Source organism: Trichothermofontia sp., from assembly GCF_053493415.1.
In genome coordinates this window covers 22,055-31,846 of the sequence record NZ_JBRCAD010000026.1, presented here as the reverse complement: position 1 = coordinate 31,846, position 9,792 = coordinate 22,055, and the positions used below count along the sequence as shown (strand labels likewise).

General features: G+C 54.6%; 8 protein-coding genes. 4 read left to right on the top strand and 4 right to left on the bottom strand.

Features of this window, described 5'->3' with window-relative positions; translation table 11 throughout:
* The coding region (locus tag ACWIUF_RS02790; protein WP_448570668.1) for an ATP-binding protein at positions 1-1,559 on the bottom strand (1,559 nt) is incomplete at its 3' end.
* A gap of 12 nt (positions 1,560-1,571) precedes the next feature.
* Positions 1,572-2,081, bottom strand: a complete 510-nt coding sequence (locus ACWIUF_RS02785; protein ID WP_448570667.1) for a hypothetical protein — start codon at positions 2,079-2,081, stop codon at positions 1,572-1,574.
* A 407-nt stretch (positions 2,082-2,488) separates the two neighbouring features.
* Between ACWIUF_RS02785 and ACWIUF_RS02780 the strand changes: the two genes are divergently transcribed.
* Positions 2,489-3,133 carry an alpha-ketoglutarate-dependent dioxygenase AlkB family protein gene (locus ACWIUF_RS02780; RefSeq protein ID WP_448570666.1) on the top strand — a complete coding sequence of 215 codons (645 nt, stop codon included), beginning with the start codon at positions 2,489-2,491 and terminating at the stop codon, positions 3,131-3,133.
* 1 nt (position 3,134) lies between these two features.
* Here ACWIUF_RS02780 and ACWIUF_RS02775 read toward each other — a convergent pair whose 3' ends face one another.
* Positions 3,135-4,346, bottom strand: a complete 1,212-nt coding sequence (locus tag ACWIUF_RS02775) for a peptidylprolyl isomerase (protein ID WP_448570664.1) — start codon at positions 4,344-4,346, stop codon at positions 3,135-3,137.
* A 379-nt stretch (positions 4,347-4,725) separates the two neighbouring features.
* Between ACWIUF_RS02775 and ACWIUF_RS02770 the strand changes: the two genes are divergently transcribed.
* From ACWIUF_RS02770 to ACWIUF_RS02760, 3 genes are all read left to right on the top strand, one after another.
* Positions 4,726-6,516 (top strand): M61 family metallopeptidase, encoded by a 1,791-nt coding sequence (locus ACWIUF_RS02770; protein ID WP_448570663.1) that lies wholly within the window; start codon positions 4,726-4,728, stop codon positions 6,514-6,516.
* A gap of 3 nt (positions 6,517-6,519) precedes the next feature.
* Entirely contained in the window at positions 6,520-7,716 is a 1,197-nt protein-coding gene (locus ACWIUF_RS02765) for a glycosyltransferase family 4 protein (RefSeq protein ID WP_448570662.1), read from the top strand.
* Positions 7,717-7,897: 181 nt separating this feature from the next.
* The gene (locus tag ACWIUF_RS02760) at positions 7,898-9,130 is read left to right on the top strand and encodes a glycosyltransferase family 2 protein (RefSeq protein WP_448570660.1); all 1,233 of its coding nucleotides are present in this window, start codon (positions 7,898-7,900) and stop codon (positions 9,128-9,130) included.
* A gap of 21 nt (positions 9,131-9,151) precedes the next feature.
* Here ACWIUF_RS02760 and ACWIUF_RS02755 read toward each other — a convergent pair whose 3' ends face one another.
* Positions 9,152-9,742: a shikimate kinase gene (locus tag ACWIUF_RS02755; RefSeq protein WP_448570659.1), complete on the bottom strand. Its 591-nt coding sequence runs from the start codon at positions 9,740-9,742 to the stop codon at positions 9,152-9,154.
* Positions 9,743-9,792 lie beyond the last annotated feature (50 nt).

The window sequence follows — 9,792 nt, the reverse complement described above, 5'->3', positions numbered from 1 at the left end:
GGGTCAGCGGGGGCAGGGGTCTGGTTGGCCCACAGGTCAAACCCAAATGTGGAACCAACCCCGATCGCGCTCTCTACCTGGATCTGGCCCCCTAGTAACGCTACAAACTGACGACTGATGGTCAAGCCTAACCCTGTCCCTTCCTGGCGACTGCCTGCTTCGGTTTGGGTGAAGGGATCAAAAATACGCTGTAAATCGCCCGGGGCAATCCCTGGCCCGGTGTCCCGGATGGTAAACCGGAGCTTGCCCAAAAAGCGGGAGTTGGGGGAAGCCGCGATCGCCGTTGGCACAGGGGCGCGATCGTCCGGGGGCATGGCGACCCATTGGGCATGAAGCTTGACTTGCCCCGATTGGGTAAATTTAATCGCATTACCCAGGAGGTTGATGAGTACCTGGCGTAATTTTTTCGCATCGGTTTCCACAAATTGTGGCAACTCCTGATCCCGCTCAAACTGGAGATGCAAACCCTTGAGATCCGCCCGCAGACGAAACATGGTTTCCAGGGTGTCGATCAAATCATGGAGATCGAAGACAGTGCAATGCAAGGCAAGCTGACCTGCTTCGATTTTAGACATATCTAAAATGTCATTGATCAGATCCAACAGCCCCAGACTACTGCGCTGGACAATGCTGATATTTTCCTTTTGCTCTTCGGATAGTGCTGGATCTCGGCCCATGATCTGGGAAAAGCCAATAATGGCATTCAAGGGGGTGCGCAGCTCATGGCTCATGTTGGCTAGAAACTGGCTTTTGGCATGGTTAGCTACCTCTGCTGATTCCTTAGCTTTGCGTAGCTCATAGGTCCGTTGCTCAACCCGATCCTCTAGCTCCTCAAAGAAGGATTGCAGTTGCTTGGACATCTGATTAAAGGACTGGGCGAGGGATTCGAGTTCCTGAATGCCCTGTATTTGAACAGTTTGCTCTAATTGTCCGGTCGCGATCGCTTGGGAAGCGCGATCGAGGCGTTGGATCGGCCTCACAATCAAACCAGAGGTGACCACCCCTAACGCAATGGCTCCTCCGAGGGCTAAAACACAAAGGCCGATCGTGCGTTGGGTATTGCGGTTAATTTCGGCCATAAAATCCGCTTCTGGCACCACAATTACAATCAGCCACGACGACCCCTGATTGTCCCTGAAGGGCATCACTTGGAGAAATTGACGCTGACCAGCGAGGGTGAAATCCAGTTGTTGGGGGGTCTGAATGTGATTGAGATCTTGGAAGTGGGCGAGGAGATATTCTGTACTGGACCTGAGTAAGGGATCGGGGGCTTCTGCCGCTGCAATCCGTTGGGCTTTCCCATCTTGCACCGTGAAGGGTTGGGGTAGGGTAGAACTGGCGACAATGAACCCGGCATCGTCAATAATGAAGGTTTGCCCCGTTTTCCCCACTTCTAGGGTGCGCAAAAAGTCACTGATACTCGTCAAAAAGATATTGTTTCCCAAAACCCCCATAAGCTGACCGTTCGCATCCCAAACCGGAACACTAGAGGGCAGGGTGACCTGGGGATAGGCATGATAGGTAAAAATTTCCCCCCAAACCGGTTTACCAGCCTTCAATGCCGCAGGGTATCAGGGACGTTCTTTAATAATAAAGTTGGGTGTCTCCTGGACTAATTTCAAGGGATTTCCCTGGGAATCAAGGGTATAGAAGCGAATGATATTGTTGGTCGATCGCCCCGATCGCATCATTTGTAAGGAGTTGGGTTGCATCTCACCCACCCCAATAAACTCCTCGGCTTCACTACCATAGAAGGTAACGACATGATCAAAAATTTGCTGCTGCTGGAGAAAATACTGCTTGAGTTGATCAAAATCATTGACATCCAGGTTGCCTAACTCAATATCATTCAAAGTTAGTTTTAGAATGAGGGGAGGGACCGCTAAGAATTCAGTTAGCTTTTGCTGAATTCGCACAGCTAATTCCTGGCGAAGCTGGGCAGCAATGTTGTTGACAGCCTGCTGACCGTTACGAAAGGAGAGGTAGCCGATCAATCCGACGATTGCTGTTACTTGTAAGATAAAGGGGATGACAAGGAACAGCCGGAGGGGAATTTTGAGCGATCGGGTTTTAGTTAACATTCAATCTGATCCTTGTTTTAAGGGTGTCCCATTATCCGTGATTAATCGTTTATCCGTGATCAATAAACGTTACTCCCATGACCTAGGTGGCCACCATTTTTATTAAACCTTAAGCACCTAGAAAAATATAAGTTTTGCGCTCACAACCCATGTTGTCTCGTTGCTTGGGGTATGTTAACTGCCCCCTCCTATATTAATTAGGAGTAGCCTCTTAATCATGCTTGCTAGAATGGGAGGCCATTTTGCAACTAAACAGATATAGAGACACTGAACGGCGGCTGTTTTCTGGTAATGGTTTTCTGGTAGCGGTATGATTCTGCCTACCCTAGTTTAACGAACCTGGGCGATCGTGCGCTCAGATTTCCCCGCCGGTTCTACCCCTCCTCACCCCAACGCTCCCCATTACCATGCAGCCATTCCCCCCACTGGAGCCAGATAGTTTGTTTGCTCCCCCGTCCCAACTGACCCAGATGGCTATCCCGGATGGGAAGTTATCCCTCTATGCGCCCTGTCTGCCCGCAGCGGCGGCCGATCGTGCCTTCAACTGTCTGTTGGCCAAGACGCCCTGGCGGCAGGAATCGATTACCCTCTTCGGCAAACGCTATCAGCAACCTCGGTTGATTGCCTGGTACGGTGATACCGGTAAAACCTATCGCTATTCGGGTCTATTGTTACATCCTCTTCCCTGGACCGAAACGCTGATATCGCTGAAAACCCAGGTTGAGGCCCTAGCTGCTGCCCCCTTTAACAGCGTCTTGCTGAACTACTATCGGGATGGGCAGGACAGTATGGGTTGGCACAGTGATGATGAGCCAGAGTTGGGGGTGAATCCGGTCATTGCTTCCCTGAGCTTGGGCGCCAGTCGTCGTTTTTGTCTACGCCATCGATCGCGCTCTGATGCCAAGGTTAAACTATGGCTGTCCCACGGCAGTCTACTGATCATGGCCGGGGCCACCCAGCACTATTGGCAACATGCGGTTCCCAAAACGGCGAAGGCCATCGGCCCCCGCCTCAACCTCACATTTCGCTGGGTGCAGACGACAACGTCTTGACCTAGCCGATATCGAGGATCGAATCACTCAAAGGAATAACCGTGGTGGCCGCCTGGACACTGGCTGGACTACTGCCGAGAATCACACCCAAAATATCCCCCGATGCCAGGGCAATTACCGCATCACTGCCCACCTGCTGGAAGCGCAGGTCACTGAGGCCCAAATCCCCCGCGATCGCGATCCGATCACCGCTGCCAAAATCCGTTACCTGATCGGCTAGGGTAATAGCCGGCCCATTGGTGGCTTCAACCCGGAAGATAAAGGTGTCATTGCCCGGTCCCCCCGTCAGCGTATCTGTGCCACGATCGCCGATGAGCGTGTCATTGCCTTCGCCACCGAGGAGGAGATCATTCCCCTTGCCGCCGCGTAGGAAGTCATCGCCTCCCAACCCGGTGAGGGTGTCATTGCCCTGGTTTCCCTGGACCACATCATTCCCACTGGAACCAGTGACCAGATCATTCCCATTCAGGGCACGGGCACCCCGCAGGTTAGCATCACTGGCCGGGGTCAGCGTCAGGCTATCCTCCCCCTGGGTGAAATTAGGGCCACCCCCCAACACGGCAGTCCGGTTCATGGCATTGGTAAAGGTATTAAGCCGTCCCGCATCTAGCAAGGCCGACTCGCGACCGGGGATAATGCCATCGGTGATCCGGGCGACCTGAATGCGATCGCCCTGTTGCACGCGATTGACCACCTCAAAACCCGAAGTAACATAACCAAATACAGCGTAACTCCCATCCAAAGCGGGGAGATCTTGGAGGGCAAAGTAAAATTGGGACGACCCGGAATCCGGGAGGACGGCACGGGCCATCGCGACAGCGCCCTGGGTGTGGGGCAGAACGGGGGGGGCGGTGATCCCGGCGGCGGCAAAGGTTTGGCCATAGATGGGGGCATCTGCACCAACGGGCTTAATTTCTAGGGGAATATTGCGGCGCTGGCCTGTTGCAGGATCGATGAATCCGCCCGTACCCAACTGGTTGGCGGGAATACTGGGGTCTTGGCTGCGCGGATCACCCCCCTGGACGACAAACGGCGTCGGTTCCCGTACAACGCGGTGGAACATCACACCGTCGTAGATACCCCGCTCCACCAGATCGACATAGTTACCGGCGGTAATCGGGGCCTCGTTGCCATTGATTGCGATCGTAATCGGCTGGCCGTTGACTAACAGTACAACCGTCGCTAATCCATTCAATTGGGGTAAATCGTCCATAGTCTCCTCTTTGCCAGTGGGCCTCACACCGATCGGGGCTACTCCCAGATACTTATTACAGATACACAGGTACACGGATGGGGACGGATGCCTAGGCATAACCCAGTATCCTGAACATCCTTCAAGAACCGCCTCCATTATTACGGATTTTCGGTATCTGTCCTGCCCAGTTCTGGGGAGCTTCCCCCTCTCACCCTAAATCGGGGTCTCTTCAAGGCTGTGGGGTAGGCGTCTCGCCAGTCAGCCCCCTTGAGCCACTCCTCAGATTTTGAATTTTGAATTTTGAATTCCCCAGCGCCCCGGTCAAGATTTGTGTACGGCAATTGAACCGGGATCTTGATACGATCACGGGGTATGACCCCTTTCCCTGTTGCTGATTGTGACTCAAGCTACTGTCCATCCCGCTCCAGCTTCGACCCCACCGGCCCGCACCTGGTCCTATCAGGTGGCAATGCCCCAACCCCAATCGCACCTGTTTGAGGTTGAGTTGCATTTAGCGCACTGGTCGCAAACAACACTCGATCTCGTCATGCCGGTATGGACACCCGGTTCCTACTTGATCCGGGAATATGCCCGCCATGTGCAGGAATTGACGGCGGCCACGGAGGAGGGTACGCCTCTCCCGTGGCAAAAAGTCAGCAAAAATCACTGGCGCATCACGACGACACCGGCAGCGGGGGTGCGGGTTCGCTATCGTGTATTTGCCAATGACCTGACCGTGCGGACCAATCACCTCGATCGCACCCACGGTTATTTCAACGGGGCGGCCCTCTTCTTCTACAGTCCTGGCTGGGAAAAAACACCGATCGCGGTGACGATCGTCCCCCCCCATCCCACCTGGCGGGTCGCAACCCCCCTCCCCCCGGACAGCGATCGGGTGAATACCTTTATCGCCCCGGATTTTGACACCCTCGTGGACAGCCCCTTTGAGATTGGCCCCCATCAACACCAAACCTTCACCGTTCTCGGTAAACCTCACGATTTGGTCATCTGGGGGGATCTGGGCAATAGCAATCCTGAACACATCCAGGCCGATATGGCCAAGATTATCCAGGTGGAAGCTGATCTATTTGGGGGCCTGCCCTACGATCGCTATCTGTTCCTGCTCCATCTATCGGCCAATAGCTACGGAGGCTTAGAGCATAAAAACGCCTGTTCGCTGATTTATCCCCGCTTTGGCTTCCAACCCCAGGATGAGTACAATCGCTTCCTACAACTGGTGGCCCATGAATTTTTCCACCTGTGGAACGTCAAGCGCATCCGCCCCAAGGCACTGGAAACCTTTGACTACACGGCAGAGAACTATACCCCCTCCCTCTGGTTCGCGGAAGGCACCACGAGCTACTACGATATTCTGCTTCCCGTGCGGGCGGGCCTCTACAATGCCAAGACCTGCCTTGCGGCCTACAGCAAAGACATCACTCGGTTGCAGCAAACCCCAGGCCGCCGGGTGCAACCCCTGAGCGAATCGAGTTTTGACACCTGGATTAAGCTTTATCGCCCCGATGCCAATAGCGCCAATTGTCGGGTTTCCTATTATCTCAAAGGGGAACTGGTGACGCTGTTGTTGGATCTCTTGATTCGATCGCGCCATAATAACCAGCGATCGCTGGATGATGTGCTGCGCCAACTGTGGCAAACCTTTGGACAACTGGAGATTGGGTATACCCCAGAGGAATTACAAGCCGTGATTGAATCCGTGGCTGGGGTGCCCCTCGATCGCTTCTTTGCGGACTTTATCGATGGCACCGTAGAACTACCGTTTGATGAGTATCTCCAACCCTTTGGCCTGCGTTTACAGGTAGAAATGAACGCGGAACCTTACCTGGGGATTACCCTCAAATCCGAGGCAGGTAAGGAGAAGATTCAAACCGTTGAAGTCGGATCACCGGCTGAGCAAGCGGGTCTCAACCCGGGTGATGAATTACTTGCCCTCAATGGGATACGGGTAACAGTGGAAAAATGGGGGGAACGGCTCAAGCAATACGCCCCTGGGACAGCCATTCAACTCACGGTATTTCAGCAGGATGAACTTTATACGACAACTGCGATTCTGGCCAACCCCCAGCCTAAACAATACCAAATTGTGGCCGTTGATAACCCTACCCCCGCCCAGCAGCAAGCCTTTTACGGTTGGCTAGGGGCTGATCTTGCCAGTCTCCATGCCTAAATCATGACGATCGCCTATCTCATTAATCAATATCCGAAGGTTAGCCATAGCTTTATTCGGCGGGAAATTCTGAGTCTGGAAGCGACGGGTATTCGAGTCAGTCGCTTTACGATTCGTCCCTGTCAAGAAACGTTGGTTGATCCGGCGGATGTGGCTGAATTAGCCAAAACCAAAGTGGTGTTAAGCGTGGGCATGATCGGGCTATTGATCCATTGTTTCAGGGTGGTACTGTCACGTCCCCATCGCTACCTCCAAGCCCTAATTCTGGCCTTAAAACTGAGCCAACGGGCCGAAAAAAATGTTTTATACCACCTCATTTATCTAGCTGAAGCGTGTGTTCTGCTGCGTTGGTTCCAAGCAGACCAGATTACCCATGTTCACGCCCACTTTGGTACGAACTCAACCACCGTCGCCCTCCTGTGTCAGGCATTGGGGGGACCTCCCTATAGTTTTACGGTACATGGCCCGGAGGAGTTTGATAAGCCCGTGAGCTTATCGCTGACGCTTAAAATTGCTCAGGCACGATTTGTGGTGGCAGTCAGTTCCTTTGGCCGCAGTCAACTGTATCGGTGGTGTCCCTATGAACAGTGGTCCAAAATTCAGGTGGTTCACTGTGGGGTAGATCAACAATTTCTTACGGCGACGCCAACGCCGATTCCCGATCGCCCCCACCTCGTTTGTGTTGGCCGTCTGTGCGAACAGAAGGGGCAGTTATTGTTGGTGTATGCTGCCCAGCAACTTGCGCAAGCGGGGGTTGATTTCCAACTAACCCTGGTCGGAGATGGGCCATTACGGTCGGAATTAACCGACTTAATTAGCCAGTATCGGCTGGACGATCGCCTGCATATTACGGGTTGGGCCAGTGGGGATCAGGTGCAGGCAGCCCTACTCGCCGCACGCGCTCTAGTGCTTCCTAGCTTTGCCGAAGGTTTACCCGTGGTGATTATGGAAGCTTTGGCCCTCGGTCGTCCCGTGATCAGTACCTATATTGCCGGGATTCCGGAATTGGTTATCCCTAGTGTTAATGGTTGGCTGGTCCCAGCCGGTTCGGTTCCGGATCTGGTTGCGGCCATGCAGCAGGCCCTTACCCTGCCCACCGCTCGCTTGGGAGATATGGGCAAAGCGGGTTCCCAGGTGGTGAAGCAACAGCACGATACCGCGATCGCCGCCAGTCGGTTAGCCCAACTCTTTGCATCCTAGTTCTGGATCATCAGGTCACTGGACGATCGACCGATCCTGGCTGGTCAGGCTCGTGCTTCCTGAGCCATGCTTAAGAAGCTGTTGGCAAAGTCTAGATACGGCTGCTTTGACGACTAAAGTCGTCACTACAAACTTTTAATCCGTCACTGTAAACGTTGCTGTTCCCAATTCCGGCTGCCCTATGCACTTGGTTTCCCTCACCCTCACATTGCTGCTCGGCGCGTTGGCGATCGTCCTCCTGATTCCCATTACGGTTCTTTTGCTGGAATGCTTACTGGCGCTGTTTCCTAGCCAGAAACCCCAGTCAGAGGCCGGGTTAGATCCCCCCCCCACGATCGCGGTTTTGATCCCGGCCCACAATGAAGCCTTGGGGATCGAGTCCACTTTACGGGCTTTAGGTCCTCAACTCACCCCGCCGGATCGTCTGGTCGTGATTGCTGATAATTGTGAAGATGAGACCGCCGCGATCGCGCGCTCCACCGGGGTTATGGTTACTGAGCGGTTCAATGCGGAGCAACGGGGCAAGGGGTATGCCCTCCAGCATGGCCTCCAGTTGTTAGCGCCCCAGCCGCCAGATGTGGTGATTATTGTGGATGCGGACTGTTGGGTCGCGCCGGGCGGCTTGGCGGCAATCGCCCAGCAGGCAATGATGACGGGGTGTCCGGTGCAAGCGCGATACTTAATGGCTCCCCCCCCCGAACCCAGTCCTAAGGACAGTATTTCCGCCCTGGCATTTACCGTGAAAAATTGGGTGCGACCCCTGGGCCTACGGCGATTGGGCCTACCCTGCGTTCTGACGGGGACGGGGATGGGCTTTCCGTGGGCCGTTCTTCAGCAGGTTGCATGGGTGGGTGATCACCTTGTGGAAGATATGCAACTTTCTGTAGACGCGGCGATCGCTGGCTATCCACCCCAATTTTGTCCCCAGGCTAGGGTCACCAGTATCCTCCCCCAGCAGCAACGCGCTGCCACCAGTCAACGCACCCGTTGGGAACATGGGCACCTACAAACGATCCGTCAGCAGGTGCCTCGGCTTGTACGGGAAGCCCTACGTCAACGACGACTCGATCTCTTAGCCCTGGCGTTGGATCTGAGTGTGCCCCCCCTCTCCCTGTTAGTGTTGCTTTGGTTGGGGGCTTTTATCTTGGCTGTTGGGACGCGGGGCCTGGGCATTATGGGTGGGCTACCCACCCTGGGCCTAGCGATCGCGGGGGGGATGCTGACCCTGGCTATCTTAATGGCCTGGTTGGGATTTGCCCGCGATCAGGTTTCGTTGACGCTATTGCTCGCGATTCCACTCTATATCCTCTGGAAAATTCCGCTGTACGTGGCCTTTTTGATTCGTCCCCAATCCCAGTGGGTACGCACGGCGCGAGGGCGGGGGGCCGGGTCGCCAGACAAGCCTTCCCCCTAGTCGATGGTGGCGACGGTCGATCTACTCGAGGGGTTTGAGGACCGTGGGGATTTGGGCTAGGACGTGAGCAGCGATCGCCTCCGGGGTCGCTGGTGGCGTGATGGGAATGTGCAAATCCGCTTGGGCGTAGAGGTGCGATCGCGCCTCGAAAAGGCTTTGCAGCTTAGCCACGGGATTAGTGCCATTGGTGAGCAAAGGCCGGGTTGTGTCCGCTTCCAGGCGTTGGGCTAATTCGGCGATCGGCACATCCAGCCAAATTACCAGGCCTCCCTGAAGATAGCTCCAGTTGTGCTGCGCTAGGACAATGCCACCGCCCGTCGCCACCACCGATCGCGTATAGGCGCTTAACTGGGCCAAAACTTGGGTTTCTAGCGCCCGGAAACTGGCTTCCCCCTCCTGCTGGAAGATTTCTGTGATGGGCTGCTGTTTCACGCGCTCAATCAGAATATCGGTATCAAAAAAACGGTATTCGAGATGCTGGGCAAGCAGGTGCCCCACGGTACTTTTACCAGCCCCCATCATCCCAATTAGATACAAGTTAATGCCCTGGAGGCGCTTAGCGAGTTCAGTATCGGTCACAGGTTTGCCATCTGTCTCAGTCTCTAACACCATAGCATTGGGCGATTCACCCACACCGAACCCACGGATACCTCGTTATCCGT

Excerpts from the sequence above, each read along its gene's own strand:
- ACWIUF_RS02785 (WP_448570667.1), bottom strand. The coding sequence starts at position 2,081 with ATGTTAACTAAAACCCGATCGCTCAAAATTCCCCTCCGGCTGTTCCTT.
- ACWIUF_RS02780 (WP_448570666.1), top strand. The coding sequence starts at position 2,489 with ATGCAGCCATTCCCCCCACTGGAGCCAGATAGTTTGTTTGCTCCCCCG.
- ACWIUF_RS02775 (WP_448570664.1), bottom strand. The coding sequence starts at position 4,346 with ATGGACGATTTACCCCAATTGAATGGATTAGCGACGGTTGTACTGTTA.
- ACWIUF_RS02765 (WP_448570662.1), top strand. The coding sequence starts at position 6,520 with ATGACGATCGCCTATCTCATTAATCAATATCCGAAGGTTAGCCATAGC.
- ACWIUF_RS02760 (WP_448570660.1), top strand. The coding sequence starts at position 7,898 with ATGCACTTGGTTTCCCTCACCCTCACATTGCTGCTCGGCGCGTTGGCG.
- ACWIUF_RS02755 (WP_448570659.1), bottom strand. The coding sequence starts at position 9,742 with ATGGTGTTAGAGACTGAGACAGATGGCAAACCTGTGACCGATACTGAA.